At 51.5% G+C, this 17055-nt stretch carries 9 protein-coding genes; all 9 read right to left on the bottom strand.

What is annotated here, in order from left to right; all coding sequences use genetic code 11:
- Nucleotides 1–32: 32 nt before the first annotated feature.
- Nucleotides 33–2066: a methyl-accepting chemotaxis protein gene (locus NST84_RS10130; RefSeq protein ID WP_342565458.1), complete on the bottom strand. Its 2034-nt coding sequence runs from the start codon at nt 2064–2066 to the stop codon at nt 33–35.
- Nucleotides 2067–2286: 220 nt separating this feature from the next.
- Nucleotides 2287–3246, bottom strand: coding sequence for a radical SAM protein (locus NST84_RS10125; protein WP_342565457.1), 960 nt, complete (start codon nt 3244–3246; stop codon nt 2287–2289).
- A gap of 164 nt (nt 3247–3410) precedes the next feature.
- A complete protein-coding gene (locus NST84_RS10120; RefSeq protein WP_342565456.1) occupies nt 3411–4655 on the bottom strand; it encodes a stalk domain-containing protein in 1245 nt (414 codons plus the stop codon).
- Nucleotides 4656–4805: 150 nt separating this feature from the next.
- Nucleotides 4806–5741, bottom strand: coding sequence for a nucleoside hydrolase (locus NST84_RS10115; protein ID WP_342565455.1), 936 nt, complete (start codon nt 5739–5741; stop codon nt 4806–4808).
- Nucleotides 5731–5880: a hypothetical protein gene (locus NST84_RS10110; RefSeq protein ID WP_342565454.1), complete on the bottom strand. Its 150-nt coding sequence runs from the start codon at nt 5878–5880 to the stop codon at nt 5731–5733. The genes NST84_RS10115 and NST84_RS10110 overlap by 11 nt, the downstream gene beginning before the upstream one ends.
- A gap of 10 nt (nt 5881–5890) precedes the next feature.
- Complete coding sequence (locus NST84_RS10105; protein ID WP_342565453.1) at nt 5891–7069, bottom strand: MalY/PatB family protein; 1179 nt, start codon at nt 7067–7069, stop codon at nt 5891–5893.
- A gap of 76 nt (nt 7070–7145) precedes the next feature.
- Complete coding sequence (locus tag NST84_RS10100; RefSeq protein WP_342565452.1) at nt 7146–7508, bottom strand: response regulator; 363 nt, start codon at nt 7506–7508, stop codon at nt 7146–7148.
- A 122-nt stretch (nt 7509–7630) separates the two neighbouring features.
- Nucleotides 7631–8320: a serine protease gene (locus NST84_RS10095; RefSeq protein WP_342565451.1), complete on the bottom strand. Its 690-nt coding sequence runs from the start codon at nt 8318–8320 to the stop codon at nt 7631–7633.
- Between the two features lie 22 nt (nt 8321–8342).
- Complete coding sequence (locus tag NST84_RS10090) at nt 8343–17048, bottom strand: chitobiase/beta-hexosaminidase C-terminal domain-containing protein (RefSeq protein WP_342565450.1); 8706 nt, start codon at nt 17046–17048, stop codon at nt 8343–8345.
- Nucleotides 17049–17055 lie beyond the last annotated feature (7 nt).

The raw sequence follows: 17055 nt of genomic DNA, 5'->3' as shown, positions 1-17055 counted from the left end.
ACCAGGAAGAACCGCTGGGGAGCCAAATAAAGTTAAATTTTAAATCTCTCTACCAGACCTTGCAGCTCTCTGGCGCTTTGAGTATTCTCATCTGCCATAGCCGCCTCGTGGAACGTTTTCTCCACGATGTCAGCGGTTTTGACGGCAATATCCTGTACGCCGATAGCCCCTTCATTAACCGTAGCTGCAACCTCGTTCACAGCAATGGAAATGCCGGATACCGTCTCATTCAGATGATCAGCGGCTTCGGCAAACTGGCCCATCAGCTCATTGATCGTGGAAGCATCCTCATTGTACTGCTGGCTGACCTCGGTAAGCCGCTCATAATCTCCAAGCACGTTCTGGTCAATGAAAGCGAGCACCGCCTCTGAATGCTCCCGCATCTGTTCGACAGCGGAGTAGACATTTTGGACAACATCATGAATGCCGGATGCCGTCTCTGATGACTTCTCCGCCAGCTTGCGGATCTCGCCTGCCACGACTGCAAAGCCGCGGCCTGCCTCACCCGCCCGGGCAGCTTCGATCGCCGCATTGAGCGCAAGCAGATTGGTCTGGCCCGTAATCGACAGGATGGTATCTGCAAGCACATTAATCTCATTGATTGCTCCTGACTGCCGGATCGCTTGTTCCAGTTCCGTCTTTACCGCATCATAGATCCGTTTAGCTCTGTCTGTTGATTCTATGGCATCATGCTGCAGGGCAAGTGCCCGTTCAGTAATATGCCCGGATACATCGGCACCTTCCCTGACCCGGCCGGAAATCAGCTGCACATTAGTCTGGACCTCATAAATCGCTGCAGTCATCTCCTGGGTAGAGGCCGCAGTCTCCTCCATCCCGGCAGACAGCTGCTCTGTAGTTGCCGAGTTGTCGTGCGCATTCTCGCGGACGTCAACTGACAGCTTTTCTAGTAGCACCGCATTATCCAGAACCTTGCCTGAAATCCCGACCAGGCTGCCGGCCATATCGCGCAGAACGGCCCGTGTATGGAATATCGCCGTGGCAATTGTACCGGTTTCGTCCTTATTCCGGGACAGGTACACATACTGCTTATCATATTTCAAATCCAGCTCAGCCGTCTTGTTCATCAGCTCTGTCAGCTTAATGATCGGCGAGGATATCCGGGTAGCCACCATTATTCCGATCAGCAGAGTCAGCAGCAGGCTGCCCAGTCCGAGCAAAACAATATAATTCGTCATATTATCAACCGGCAGCAACACTTCATCCAGGTCGCCGGTCAGCACCAGCGTCCATTTGGTTGCCGGGAGGACGGTATACGCCGCTTTTTTCTGCATGCCATTGTACACATACTGCACATTGTCATCCGCAACTGTTTCCCCGGACTTTATCCGTTCCACTACACCTTTGATCTGTGCATTTTCTACAGGGGTGCCGATCTTGCTTTCATCCGGATGATACAGTATATTGCCGGTCTCATCGATCAGATAAGCGTAGGAAGAAGGGGCATTGGCTACCTTGGCATCCGCCAGATATTTAATGATACTGTTCGCATTGACGGCCGAAGCTACGAACCCGATCATTTCGCCGTTATTCATTACCGGATGGGCAAAAGCAAGCACATAAGCCCCCGTGGACTTCGACTTCAGCGTTTCGCTGATTACTGCCGCCTTGGTCTTGATCACATTAATAGTATAGTTCCGTTCACTGAAATCTGCGCCCACCAGTGAAGTGTCACTGTCAGCGACCGCGATACCCTGCATGTTAACTACAAACATATGCTCCAGATTACCTGCATCTTTAACCTGCTCCTGCAGTCTGGCATTCATCTGTGCCCGCAGCTCATTCCCCTCGGCTGATTCTCCAGCCGCATCCTTCAGCAGCAGTTCAGCGATTTCCGGTTCTCCGGCTACCAGCTGCATGCTGCGCTTTTCTTTGTCGATCATAGCTTCGATAGTTTGTGCTTTGTTCGTGTTGACCTGGGCCATTGCAGATTCGGTGAGATCCATAATTGTGCCGGTAGATTTGTAGTACGTAGAAATGCCCATCATTGCAGTAGAAATAAGTGTGACGGTAATCATCAAAACCGATAGCTTCATCCGAATTTTCATTATCTAAACACCCTTCCACCCTCATCTTATAAATGTTCATAAAAAAGACTTAAATTTGTAACAATTATTACAATTTATATCGGAGTATTCTGCAGAATATTGTAGATGAAATGATGTTTTTCGACGAAAATCATCACACTTTGTCGAATGTTAGCAAATAAAAAAAAGCCCCTTCTCTTGAATTAGAGAAATGGGCCGTATACTCTTTTAACTGTAAAGCCTACACTTCTGCCGGAAAAAGCGCATCCAGCGCCGGGCACGGCTGCTTCTCCAAAAACCGCTCCAGCGGTTTAGGCATGTTGCTGTACAGCTCATTCAGCGAGGTTCCCTTGTAAATATTGCCGATAATAACCGGATGGCACAGCTCGGAGATCAGAATATCGCCGTTGCCGTGCAGATGCAGCTGCTTCTTGCCTTCAATACAGTGCGGGAAATAGACACCCGGCTGCTCCTCAAAGCCCAGTCTGTCCATAAACCGGTCCATGCAGGTGAAGTATAGTGTCGTATCCTCTTTTCTGTGAGCAATCAGCTGATTTACAGCATTCTTCAGGTTCTCCTGTGCCGCAATCGCCTTCCAGCCGGTATGGCCCATAATGATACTGTTCTGGATCTCGTGGGTCCGCACACCCATGGAGTAGACATGGTCACTGATCTCCTGCATATTATCCTGGGTCTGATCGAACAGCAGGGTTTCCAGCACCACATTCACATCCGTTTTGGCGAACATGGTGATGTTCTCTCTGATTTTTTCGTAGACGGTCGGGTGAATATTGTAATATTTTGAAAAGCCTTCTGCAGTCGTAAAGTTAAAAGAAATATGTATCGTAGTCAGGCCGGCCTTCACCAGCTGTTCGATCCGCTCCGCATTCAGCAGACTGCCGTTGGAATTCAGCTGGGTCTGGATACCGCGGGATGAGCAGTAAGCCACAATCTCCACACAATCCTGGAACTTCAGCGTAACCTCGCCGCCGGAAAGACGGACCCGCTTCAGCCCCGGAAGCTCCTCCAGTATGCGGATAACCTCCTTGCCGTTGATGGCCTCCCCGTCATTTCTATTATAGGCGCAGCAGTAATCGCAGCGGAAATTGCAGTTCGAGGTAACGCCTACTTCAAGCCCCTCCAGCTCATACGTCAGCGGCTTATCAAGCTCCAGTGCTTTATATTTTATGCTCATGCTCAAATGTCCTCCTGTAAATAAAATGTTCTGTTCTGCGGTCAGCCCTGAAAATTATAAAGGTTTCACGCCCAGGTTAATGTGACATTTGTTGTAGTGAGCTTGTCCGGCTTCATAGGAATCGGCAAAAAAGAGACTGCACACGGCAGTCCCTTCCTCACAAAAAAAAATTATAATTCCACTGATTTGCCCATTTCGTTCCACACCGGCTGCCCGATCAGCCCCAGTCGCCAGATGGCAATACCTTTGAGGCCGTAGCGCTTTGCCAGTCCAATCTTCGCATTCACTGAAGTTTCATTCTCACTATATACCGAGATGCCGAGAATCAGCTTGTCTTTACTGACCTGCTCTAAAGCCAGGCGGATGCCCTGGTCGACCATAGCCAGCGGCTCCGGTCTGGATTCGTCCTCATAGGCGTAAGCCATAATGACCAGATCATCGGCCAGTGTTGCCAGCGTCTTGTAGTCATAGCCTTTATAAGAGCCGTTCAGCGGCGGCAAAATAACGGTCAGCTTGAGACCGGCCGGACGGGCTACCGCCGCCAGATTCTTCACGAACGTATTAAACTCGCTCTGCACCTGCTGCTTGTCACCGGTCAGCCCCAGCCCCTCGAGGTCCAGTCCAATGCCTTTAAAGCCCTTCTCGGTCGCCAGCGAGACGATGCTTGAGATCGTCTGCTGCTGCAAAGCCGGATCTTCGAGATTCCTGGTCAGCTCAAGCTCTTTATCTCCCGAATAGACCATCAAATATGGAGTAGTGCCCCCGGCTGCGGCGTTCTGCACAATGGACTCCGGCGTTACGTCCCCGTCAGCCTTCGGCCACCAGAAGTCCGTACTGCTCGTTGTAAACTGGCCGCTGCGGTCGATACGGCTCCAGCCGAAGGCCACCGCATCAAAGTCTGGAATCAGCGACACCTCACCGTATGATTTCTGCGCGTAGAAGCCGAGTGTATACAGGTCTCTTTTAGGTGAAGTGATGGACACAGTCTTCGACGCCTGATTCCAGCTGACGCCTGCTCCAAACTGCTGTCCGAAAAAGCTCAGCGGAATCATGGTCGTACCGTTAATATTCTGCGGCGCAACAGCCAGCTTCACAGCCGCCCCGTTCACCGTTGCCGTCTTGCTGCCCAGTGTAAGCGTGACTACTGTAGAACCGGCGGTTTCCGTTTTGGTTGCGGTAATTTTTTTGGCTGTCTGATTCCATTCCACCTTAATGCCAAGCGCTTCCGATATGGCCCGGAACGGCACCATCGTTGTTCCGTTCATCACCGTAGGTGCGGCCGGGAACGGCAGCGGATAACCGTCCAGCATAATCGTTATGCTGCTTGAGGCAGCCTGTGAGGGCTGCACAGGAAGAGCTGTAAACCCGCTAAAAGTAATGGCTGCGCATAATAACAGCTTGCTTAATCTTTTCATATATTCGATTCCCCAATCTGTAAGATTCTGAATGACGGTCAATCACGACCCTATCATTTTACCAAACTAGCACAATTTAGCAAATTAATAGATTGTCACTTTTGACTATATAAGTTGAAATATAGCTATCAGAATCGCGCAGCGGGCAACTTACATAAACGCGCTTAAAAAGACACCGACTGCCCGCCGGGCATCCACTCCAACGGCCACTTCAATGAACTCCCCAACCTTTGGCTGTGCCCGCAGATCGGCCACAACCATTCCCGAGGTATGCTCACCCTGATGCTCCACACGGACCTTCATCTGCCGGCAGGTCAGTAGGTCCGGCTGCAGCGCAGCCATCATCGCGAGCGGATCATGCAGCGGTGCTGCGTTAATAATGTAATTCGCCTCACGGTAAAAATTGAAATAATGCTGCAGAGACTGGTCCATGAAATCGATAACTGCCCGCTTCTCTTCCTTGCCGCGCCGTTTCAGCAGCTCCACATGCTCCGCGGTAATCAGCGTTTCCAGCGTCACATCCAGTCCCACCATCAGCACAGGCAGTCCTGAGGTAAATACCAGATCTGCTGCCAGCGGGTCGCCCCATAGGTTGGCTTCGGCCACCGGCGTCACATTCCCCGGCTTGAAAATCGTTCCGCCCATCACGACTACCTTTTTCAGCTTGCCGTTCAAAGCCGGGTCGAGTTCAAGCGCATGCGCCAGATTGGTCAGCCGTCCCAGCGTGACCAGCACGATTTCACCGGGCTGTTCATTAGCCAACCGCACGATAAACTCTGCGGCATTCTCTTTCACAGGCTGCCGGGAAGACGGGGGAAGCTGGACATCACCGATTCCGTTCTCCCCGTGCACATGCGGCGAGAAGCCGCCAAGCTCACGCGCCAGCGCTTTGGGGGCGCCAATGGCAACAGGTATTTCGTAATCGGGCCGGGCCAGGTCAAGCAGTCTCAGCGTATTATCAGCCGCCTGTTCAACGCTCGTATTGCCGAAGACCATGGTAATCCCCTCAATCACTACATCCGGAACCTGGAGCGCGTACAGGATCGCCAGCGCATCGTCAATTCCGGTATCACAGTCAATTATCATTCGGGTTAAGCTCATTTGCAGGTTCTCTCCATTCATCTCTGTATTGGGCCAGGTCAAGCAAAAAGCCTGCCGCGGTCCTCTTGAACAGCTTGTGTTCAAAGGGGCCAACGGCAAGCTTAATTGTAATGTGAAGTAACAATTAGTTTATTCTACTGCTGGACATAAGGAGCAGCCGCCCGGCTGAAGCGTTGCAAGGCTTCAATAAGCACCGAACGCGGGCAGGCCAGATTAATGCGCAGATGGCCTTCGCCTTCCGTGCCGAAAACGGAGCCTTCGTTAAAGGCAACTTCCGCTTCCTTGTACATCAGCTTCTTCAGGCCGGCAGCATCCAGCCCGAGTGCCCGGCAGTTCATCCAGAGCAGATATGTAGCCTCGGGACGCATAACCTTGACAGCAGGAAGATGCTCCGCGAGATAGCTGATCGCATACTCTGCATTTCCGGCAATATGCAGGATCAGCTCGTCCAGCCAGGCCTCTCCTTCATTGTAAGCAGCCTCTACCGCTTCCTGGGCAAAAAAATGTGACATGTGCAGGCTGAGCGCCTTCAGCTTACGCTCGAATTTGCGGCGCAGCTCCGGATTGCTGGCCACAATGTAAGAGGTCTGCAGGCCAGGCAGATTGAACGTTTTGGTTGCTGCCAGTGTGGTAACCGTAATGTCAGCCAATTCCTCTGACAGTGAAGCAAACGGAATATGCTTATGTCCCGGCATGATCATATCGCAATGGATTTCATCGGAAATGACCGTTACCCCGTAACGCAGGCACAGCTCGCCCAGACGCAGCAGCTCCTCACGCTTCCACACAGTTCCGCCCGGATTGTGCGGATTGCACAGCAGCAGCAGCTTGGCGCCGCCCTGCATCAGCCCTTCGAGATGCCCGTAGTCCATTTCATAGCGGCCGTCCTTCAGAATCAGCGGATTCTTGGCTACCTTACGGTCATTCATATTAATGACATCATAAAACGGATAATACACCGGTGATTGCAGAATGACCTCATCCCCAGGCTGGGTAAGCAGCTCAACGGAAAGACTCAGCGAGGTTACGATCCCCGGGGAGTCGGTGATCCATTCCGGCTGAAGCTCCCAGTCATGGCGCCGGCTGTACCAGCTGACAATCGCCTGCTTGTAAGAGTCGCCGGTCACACTGTAGCCGTAGATCCCGGATTCAATCCGGCGGACTAGCGCTTCTTTTACCGCTGGAGGGCTCTCAAAATCCATATCCGCTACCCACAGCGGCAGAATATTACTGTTGCCAAACAGCTTTTCACTCTGGTCCCATTTATAGGATCGGGTATTGCGGCGGTCTACTTTGCGTTCGAAATCGTACATCTCTTCAATCCCCCATCTTTAGACTTTTCAGAATATTGTATCACAGGGGGAGTCCTTCCGGCATCCTTAACTGTCTTCAGCTGCCTTTACGCAGCCGTTCCAGCGATTGGCCCAGCCTTTCTTCTTCAAGCGGCTTTAAAAGATAGTCGACAATCGCCTGGTCAAATGCCCATAGCGCATGCTGCTTGCTTCCCGTCGTAACCACGATCTGAATCTCCGGCAGCTGCTGCTTGATCTGCTCGGCAACCAGCACTCCCTGCAGGCCATGAAGCTGAAGATCCAGAAACAGCACATCCGGCTGCAGGCCGGCCATCTGCTCCAAAGCGCTCTGCGGATGAGAAGACATCCCGATCACAGCAATTTTTCCTGATCTGTGCAGCATGGCAGCCAGATTGTAGAGATCCTCCTGATTCACATCCAGCAAAAACGCTCTAATCATTCCTCTCCCGCCTTTCACCAGGTAATTTTATTTAAAAAAATAGCTGTCCTCCGCGCCTGTCAACAGACATCTTGGGACAGCCTTAATTGAAATTGTAAAAGCCTTTGTCTCTAATGCCGCCTCTACTTCAGCGTCGCGGGCAGCAGGCTGCGGAGATCATCATTGTTAATGATCAGATGAATATTATTCATCGTTCTCAGGGAACCCGAAATCACTCCGGCCAGCTGGCCGTGTGCGTCCATAAGCGGTCCTCCGGACATTCCGCTGGCAATCTGGGCCGAGGTCAAAATCCGGCTGCGGCCGTTAATCTCGGCTGCAGGCGTATTGACGATGCCCTCAGTAATAATATTGGTGTTCTTCAGCGGGTACCCCAGCGCGAATACCGACTCACCATGCTTCACTGCAGATTTGCGCACCTCAAGGTAAGAGTAGGCATTATTCTTGAGCTTCATTGCTGCCGGTGAAGGCAGCTCAAGCACAGCTACATCTTTAAGCTCATCATACTTGGTCACTCTGAGCGGGCTGATTACAGTCCCGTCAGATAGTATACCTTCCATCCGCTCTGCACCTTTTACAACATGGTACGCAGTTACCGCAGTTCCGCCGGAGGACAGGATAATTCCCGTCCCCGTGGAGCTTGCCGTCCCGTCGCTTTTCAATACCCGCAGATAGAACATTGCCTTCTCTGCAAGCTGATAGGTCTGTTCAGCATTGTTGACAACTGGCGTATCGGCATTGGTAGTACCATTGTAAAAGAAGGCTGCAGACAACAGGGAGACTATAATGCACAGATAGGCCAGTTGCTTTTTCATCAGCTAATCATTCCTTTATCGTTTATTGCACTACTGACATGATATCTTTGAACGCCCAGTGTGTGGCAGGCAGATCCTTGTATTTCACAGCCGTAACGGTCAGCTTCTTGGTGCCGACAATCCGGTTGATCATAACAACAGCCTCTGCACGCGTAATCGGAGCGTTCGGTTTGAAGGTTCCGTCAGGGAAGCCTTGCACATACCCTGCTTTGGACAGAGCATTAACATACTGTTCGGACCAGTGGCCCTTCAGATCGGACTGTTTGGTAGTACCGGCGGTGTTCATATCCAGATTAAGCACTGTAGTCATAATCTTCGCAAACTCGGCTCTTGTCAAGCCTTTTGTACCGCCAAATCCGCCGTCAGGGTATCCCTGGATGATACCGGCTGAAGCAAAGAATGCGGTCAGCGCTTCATGCTCAGCTGTTACATCGTTGAACAGATTGCCTACATTTACATTCTCCATATTAAGCAGCGGCGCCAGGGAAGAGATCAGTTCATATCTTGTAATCGCTGCGCTTGGTTTGAATGTACCGTCTGTATATGCAGTCATATACTTGACCTCGCCGGCAGTGCTCTTCAGGCTGTACTTGGCATTTTCAACTGCGTACTCGATGGTAATGACGGTATCATCCTGATCTGTGATCATTTTGATCGTCATATTTCCTGTAATCAGAAGCTCTCCCGTGTACTTCGTGCTGTTCACCGTTGGAGTGCTGCCGTCGAGCGTGTAGTAGATTACCTGTCCTTCAGGAGCAGTCAGCTTCAGCTTGCTGTTCTTGGCAACTGTAACTGGTGCTTCACTGTCGCCGTTTACTGTAGCATTGCTTGTGATGGCTGTAATTACCGGTTCCGGCTCTGGAGCCGGGGCAGGTACAAATCCTCCGCCGCCACCACCACCGCCACCGCCGCCGCTGGATACAGGAGCTTCCAGCGTCCAGGTGCCGCTTGTTACCGGACTGTACTCTTTACCCTCAGCAATTGTAATCGCCTTAATTGTCGTTGTAGCCTTCAGAACGATTGCTTCGCTATATGGCAGAGAAGTCTCTGTAGGAGTTGAACCGTCCAGCGTGTAGTAGATGCTGCCGCCCGGCTCATCCGTTGTCAGTTCAACCTTCACTTCATCCGTGAAGGTCTTCGCAACAGGTGTTGCTACCGGTGCTTTGGCAAATTCAGGGTATTTCAGAGCAGCTGCATTAATGGTAATATTTCTGCTATGTCCGCCTGCTGTTGCTGTCAGCACAGCACTGCTTCCCTGTTTCAATGATCCTGCAGCACCGTTCACAACAGCCTTGGATGGATCTGCACTCCATACCAGTGCTCCGCTGGCGCTTAGGTTAAACGCCGAACCTACACGGTTAATCAGATCCCGCGGGTTCAGTATTACTGCCGCTGATGCCAGTGTTCCTTCGTCTGTTCCATTAAAGGCCAGAAGTACCGGATAGAAGCTGGTTTGTGCGTTCCAGCTTCCGGCATCCAGACCTGCAGGAAGATTCGGTCCGGTAAGTTCAGTGCCGAGAAGCCCCATTGCACTGCTGCTGTTGCCAGCCACTGCTTTGCCGTCCAGGTTGTAGTAGGCAATATTATTCTTCAGCATTTGTCTGTTGAATAAGGACTGGCTGATCGTTGCATGATCAGATTTCTGTCCGGCAATCCCTCCGAAGAAGGCCTGCATCGGCAAAATCTGTCCTTTCACTCCAGCTTTGACTTCCCCGGTATTCAGGGAAGAAGAAATGGATCCGCTCTCAGCCAGACCGGCAATACCGCCAGCCCATGCTGTTGACATTCCTTCTGCGGAGACGGCTCCGGCAGAATAGCTGTTCTTTATCTCTCCTGCATTCAGGCCGCTGATTCCACCGGCAATGGCCTGGGCCGAAGCCACACGGATATCTCCGTAAGACATCGACTCGGTAATTGTACCTTCCGCACTGTTCTCACCGGCAATTCCGCCGCCTGCCAGTGTAGCGGTGAGGTCCAGATTGCCTTTGGATACTGTATTGTGGATAACACCGGCATTGCGTCCGGCAATTCCGCCAATGCGGCTCTGTCCCGAAAGCTTGACTCCGTCATTAGAAACCTTCTCGATGGTTCCCTGATTCAGCCCGGCAGCTCCACCCGCTGTAGTACCGCCGGCTACGGAACCGCTGACGTTAACATTGCGGATTACTGCACCTGTGTGGTTGATCCCTGCAGCAATACCGGAAGTTACTGCGCCGGAAATATCCGCTCCGGTAAAGTTTACATTCAGAATCTGGCCATAGTTTTCTTTAATGAATCCGGCTGTCTTCTGCTCTGCCGATTTCAGTGAAAGTCCGCTAATCGTATGGCCTTGACCGTCAAATACTCCCTTGAAGCTGTCAAATGCGATCCATTTGTTTCCGGCAAGGTTAATATCTGCCCCCAGCAGGATCGTTGCCAGCTCCGGTTTGTCTTCTGCCGTTCTGTTGAACAGCTTGTAATAACTCAATCCTGTCTCGTTATAGAACATGACTGCACCCGCCAGTTGCAGCGGAGTTTGAACCGTAATCGTTCCATCAGCCAAATCGTTCAGGAATGTTGTGTCATAATCCATGAACCAGATGTCCGAAGTCAGCGGATTAACCGCTTCTGAACTCACAGCACCTGCTGCCGAACCTGCATTATGACCTACAGCATTCAGGCCTGCCGTCAGCGTACCTTTCGTATACGACGAACCGGAGATTTTGCCATCCCGGAAGTTGTAGCCGACCAGCGCGCCTGTAGAAACGTTATTGCCTGTTACTTTAACTGAAATCTCCGGAACATTTGCATATACGCCTGTCAAAGTCCCGTCATTATAGCCGGCAAAGCCGCCGTTGTAAGAGCGGGTCGAAGACTTCACTCCTACTGTAGAAATTTTGTTCTGCAAAGCGTAAGAGTTGCTGATGCTGCCGCTTCGCTCAACCGATGCTGCGAAACCGCCGCTGCGGGTATCAAAGCCGGTGTTGCTGATATCACCGGAAGCATAGGCATCCGTGATCGTGAAATGATCGACTGAGCCAGCGAAGCCGCCGACATAAGAACCCAGTCTGCCGCTGACATTCAGCTTGCCTGTTGCATAGGATTTCTGGATCTGTCCAGTGCGGGTATCGGTATCACCCAGAAGTCCGGCAAAGCCGCCTGCATAGATTGTATTATCCTGATTGATATCTGTAACCAGTACCGGAATATCTGTATGGGTATGTGTGATTTGGATGAAATCACCCAAGCCAATGACTCCGCCGGCACGTGTTGCCGGTACAGATTGCCCCAGTGTTACTGCCGAGCCGATGGAAAGAGCTTGTCCGGAGCCGGAGATTACTTTACTGTAATGAATCTCTCCGTCCAGTCCCCAGCCAACAAGTCCGCCGGCATTAATCACTCTGCTATTATCAGCATGCAGACCGCTCTTCACGATGGTATCAACAATGATACCGTTGCTGAATCCGGCTACTCCGCCAACATTAGCTGTATTACCGCCAGTCACGTTCAGACCGGATTCAACCTCCGAGCTGTAAATAGAGGCATTATTGTTCTTGCCTGTAAGTCCGCCCACGAACAGATTAGCTGTGTTGTCCGCTCCTGTTACTGTAATATTGCTGTTATGAACCTTAGCAACATAAATACCGTTGTACAACGGATAGCCTTTTCCGAAGTCAAAGCCCCGGTCCATATCATCCGCTGAGATGATTCCGGCAATACCACCGACTGAAACTTCGGTGTTCTTGGCCGCTACCTGAAGATCAGGAGACGAATCCGCATTATAGAGGATCGAATTGATGCCTTCACCCAGAATACCTCCGGCTGAAATTGTCTCACCGGCTGCCTGAATTGCAGCACCTGCACGGACATCATTGATCGCCACTGCTGATGTTGCTCCGGCGATCCCGCCGGCAACAGCTTTCAGGCTATCTGCTGTAGTAGCCAGTTTCACATCTTGAACAACGGCATGGTCGATGTCAAAGCTGTTAGCCTCCACAGTACGGGCTAACTTATTACCGCCCAGTTTGCCTTCTTTAACACCTGCAACCCCACCGACAGTACCGTTCGCAGTCAGCTGTACGCCGCTGCCGGAGCCTGTCACTGTAATATTGCTGATGGTGTTTCCGGCATCCGACCGTCCGATGATACCGCCAAGGATGGAGTCCAGACCGCTTGCTGCCACTGATCCGTCAGTAAAGGTCAGCGTCAGGTTCGCTGCTTGACCGGACAGGAAATGCCCGATGATTCCGCCGGTAACCGTTTCTGCTCCGGTAGAGGAAACTTTGTATCTTGAGTTCACTTCAAAATTCAGATCGGTTACGTCCCCGCTCTGGGCACCGATAAGTCCTCCGACTACCGCTTGATCTGCCGTGGAGCCGATACTGCCGTCTTTATCGTGTAATACATAGTCAGATCCTAAAATATCCACGTTGTTCTCGCCGATCAGACCTCCGGTAATGCCGCCGTCAGCAATGGTCTCGATCCGGCTTCCGCCGTCCAGCGTAAGCTGCAGGCCTGAAATTTGGCCTGAGTTGCTGCCGATCATCCCGCCGACAATTCCGCCGCTGACTTTTATGCCATTCAGCAGTTTAAGGTCAACATTGTTTACTGTACCCAGGTTCATCCCGGCAAGAACACCGGTGTACTGGTTGCCGGCTACAGAGAGCGGCTCCAGATTGATGTTCTGCACAACAGCCTTTGTTCCAATAACCCCGAACAATCCGGAATAAGTGTACACCGGCTGCAGCGTCAGGCCGTCAATCAAGTGATTGCTTCCTTCAAAGGTTCCTTCGAAAGGATTCTCTTCTTTGTCGCCAATCGGTACCCATTGTTTGGACTGGATATGAATCGGATTCATGACGGTTACGGTTCTGTCCGCAAAGTCGAATTTATCCGCTCCGGCAATGGTGCCGTTGACGATGGCTGCAAGACCTGCAAGCTCCGCTTCAGTAGTTATCTCAAAGCGGATGGCATTTCTGTCCTTCATATACCAGTTGATATTGGCATTGACATCATTGCCGATATCGCCGCCGGTATTAGCTGCACGGTTCACCTCAGGATACTGGTAGACCGCGTTGAGCGAGCCGTATTTCCAGGCTCCGTCAAAGTCCCAGCCCGACAATCCTGGGAACACCATTCTGTCCTTCAATGTTTCCGACAGAATGGTAGTCAGCCGGACATGCACATTCAGCCAGCGGTGATTCCCCTCAGCAAAGTCAGGCAGATCGCTGTTGATATTCAGTGCTTCATCTTTAATGTAATACGACTTGTAGAGCAGTTCTTTGCTTGCATTGTCGTAACGTCCGGCGAAACCGCCGGCATAAGCGCCTGTACCGGCAGTAACCTGCGCCGCCGAGTATACATTGCTTACTTTACCGTTCGTAATTCTGCCGATGAAGCCGCCTACGTAGGAATTAGCTTTGGTAGCTGCTACGCTTTTCGCGACGTAAGAGTTCTTGATTGTCCCGCTGGAGTGCTCCCCGACCAAACCGCCGACAATGGTATAGATGTTGTTGGCCGTAACTTTAGAGGAAGAATAGGATTGCTCCACGGTACCTGTATTTCTGCCGATCAGTCCGCCGAGGTAGACCGAAGCGCTTGCTGTTCCTTTTGCATTACCGGTAACGTCGATATCTACATAGGAACCGAGAACCGCCCCTGCATTCTCACCAACCAATCCTCCGCCATGGGTACCTGTACCCTCAATGGTCAGGTTGGAGTTGGAATACGTATAGTAGAGCGTTCCTGAAGCCGTATTTACACCAGCCAAACCGCCGATGATGGATGAATTGCCTCTTGAGATTACCGTAATCTTATCTGTAATACTGTTGTTCGCAATCAGAGTTCGGTTCTCTCCGACCATTCCGCCTACAATTGAAGTAGGTGACTCAGCGGACACCGTACCGAGCGTACGTGTATTCTGAATGGTGCTGACTGCTACAGCGGGATTCAATACGGGATCAATGGTCTGGGCTGCATTCAAGCCCACAATTCCCCCGACCATAGACGAAACCGCTCCGCTGTTCGCTTTCAGATTCAGCGTACTGATATAGCTGTTCGCGATGATTCCAAAAGAGTTGCCATGGTTATAGCCTGCAACCCCGCCGACAGTAGCACGCGGCGCATTAACTGTCAGGCTGATCGTTGTACCTGTCAGACGATCAAGCTTGGAGAATTCGTTGTAGCCGACCATACCGCCAATATAACCATCTGTAGCGGCTGGCTGAACCAGAATGAATATGCCTTCCAGATTTACGATTTTGCTGTCACTGGTGATGCTGCTGTTCTCCAGGGTACCTGCAAAGCCGCCGACTGCCGGTTTAGCAGCCAGAACCTGGATAAACATTTCAGCACCATTCTCTGCGTTTACTTCCGGATCTTTAATGTCCGTAGTTTTAGCAGCCCCTACAATTGCTCCTGCTTTGGATTCCGCCGCGCCCAGCGTAATCATCGGGTCATTTCCCGGAACATTCAGCACAGCAGATTTGATTCCGGCCCGTCCGGCAGGATCTGCTGTTCCTTCCGAATGTCCGGCGATCCCGCCGGCTTCTGCACGTACACCCTTTGCTTCAATAGACAGCTGGGTAACTGTAGCATTAACCAGTTGTCCGTCATTCAGGCCGGTATTACCGCCAAGCAGGTTATCCGCACCTGTGGAGGTGATGATTACCTTCTCAGCATGGTTGTACGGATTTGCTGCTGCCGAATGGTTCTCACCGAACATTCCGCCCGCTTTTACCGAAGCGCCTGTTGCCTTGATTTCAATACGGTTTGTGTGTCCGTTGAACTCGGCAGCCGAGTTGTTCCCTGCGCCGCCGCCGAAGCTTGCCTTATCGGCCTTCAATTCAACCAGAATATCCCGTACGTCTACAGGTACTGCCGCAGTACCGATAACCGCTTCTGCAGTAAGCTTACCTGCGGCGCCGCCAATGGTATAGCCGCTTTTGCCGGCTTCATTCAGGAAGCTGATCCGGGCAGCCTTACCGCCAGTCAGGGTAAGCGGCTTACTATTCACACCTGCAAGTCCGCCAAATGTGATATTGTCCTGTCCATCAACCGGAGCAGCCACCGCAGCCTTCAGAATCAAGGTGCTGTAGCCTTGCGAAGCTGCATCTCCGGCAGTGATGTTGTTCATTGTTCCTTGCGCGTTACCGGCAATCCCGCCGACAACCCCGCCTTGAGACGTTACTTGAAGTGTTGCATATTTAACTGCTGCATCATTAATAGTACCTTCCAGATAGCCGGCGATTCCGCCGATCGTACCGTCAGAAGTGATTGCCAGCAAATCGCTTGCTGTCTTACCGGTTACAGCCGATGAGATGGTTCCTCCGGCTTCATATCCTACGATACCGCCAGTGTATACATCAGCTGTACCTTTTACATTTAATGTACCTGTGGAGGATGCCTGGCTGATATTCCCGCCTGCATCATAACCGGCAATTCCGCCGGTGTATACTGCTGTTCCCCCGTTAACCGAGAGAAGCGCCTTGTTCTCAAACGCTGCTGCAGCAGCATTGCTGGTTACCAGCCCGCCTGCAGCGTGTCCTACGAATCCGCCTGTAGCTATATTCTGCGTTCCTGTAGCTGTAATCGGCTGCGTGTTGATATATGCATGCGTCCAGGTGAATTTGCTGCCGGTGTATCCGGCAATTCCTCCGGTGTATACATTATTGCCGCCGTTATTCATTACTGGAGCGGTATTAACAAACGTAATTCCGATCTCCGGACTGGCAATGGCTCCGGTTGCCCCGATCAGCGCACCGGCTGCCGAGCTTTGTGCCGCTGTTGCATTCACTGTAACTGCACCAGTATTAGTAGTCATGTTGGAGAATACCACAGTGTTAACGGCTTTCCCGATAACTCCGCCTGCCGCAACCTGGCTGCCTCCGCTAATCGTGACAGAGCCGTTATTGATGATCGGTGTATCTTCATCACTGAGACTAAGCGTTCCTGCAGTGTGACCTGCAATCCCGCCGGCGGTCAAGACCGCACTGTCCGTGCCCTGGGCAAGGATAGCTGCATTGTTGGTAACTTTTTTAATAATAATGCCTCTGGAACTGCCATAGCCCAGAATACCGCCGATTTCAGCAGAACCCTGTGCCGTAACGGTTCCGTTATTAATGGAGTTCGAAATCATTCCTTCGCCCATACCGACGATTCCGCCTGCATAGGCGTTGTAAGGAGCTGCGTCAGTGCTGATTTTGATATTATTGGTGATATCAAAAACAATACTGCTGCCGCTCATTTTACCTACTGCAGCTCCTGCATATACATCATAAGTTACACCGGTAACGGTGATTGAGCCCGTCTGGTCAAAAATCAGACCGCCCACCGTGCCGCCTTCCATGTTGCCGACAAGTCCCTGAAAGGACACATTGGTAACAGTATTCATGTTATAGATTGTTTTGATCAAACCGCCGTCAGTAATCAGAGTACCCTTGAAAGGATTCTCGGCTGTACCGATCGGGATCCATTGATAATCCTTGAGATCCATATTGCGTGTAATCTCAAGAATTTTGTTTTTCAAACCGTCTACGGTTCCCTCGTTAACGAGCTTTGCAACCCCTGCAAGCTTCGCCTCGCTGTCAATCTTAAAGGTTTGGTTCGTCGGGACATACCAGCTGGTATCCGCCTTGCTGTCCCAGGTTTGCGGATCAGCCTTGGCCATGATGCCTCCGGCAACTGCCGCAACGACAACCACTGCCAGCGCTATCAGATAACCCATAATTGATTTCCGCTTCAAAGCCATGTTGACA

This window comes from Paenibacillus sp. FSL R7-0345 (genome assembly GCF_038595055.1).
Lineage (GTDB): Bacteria > Bacillota > Bacilli > Paenibacillales > Paenibacillaceae > Paenibacillus_AQ.
This window is presented reverse-complemented; position numbering and strand designations above follow the sequence as displayed.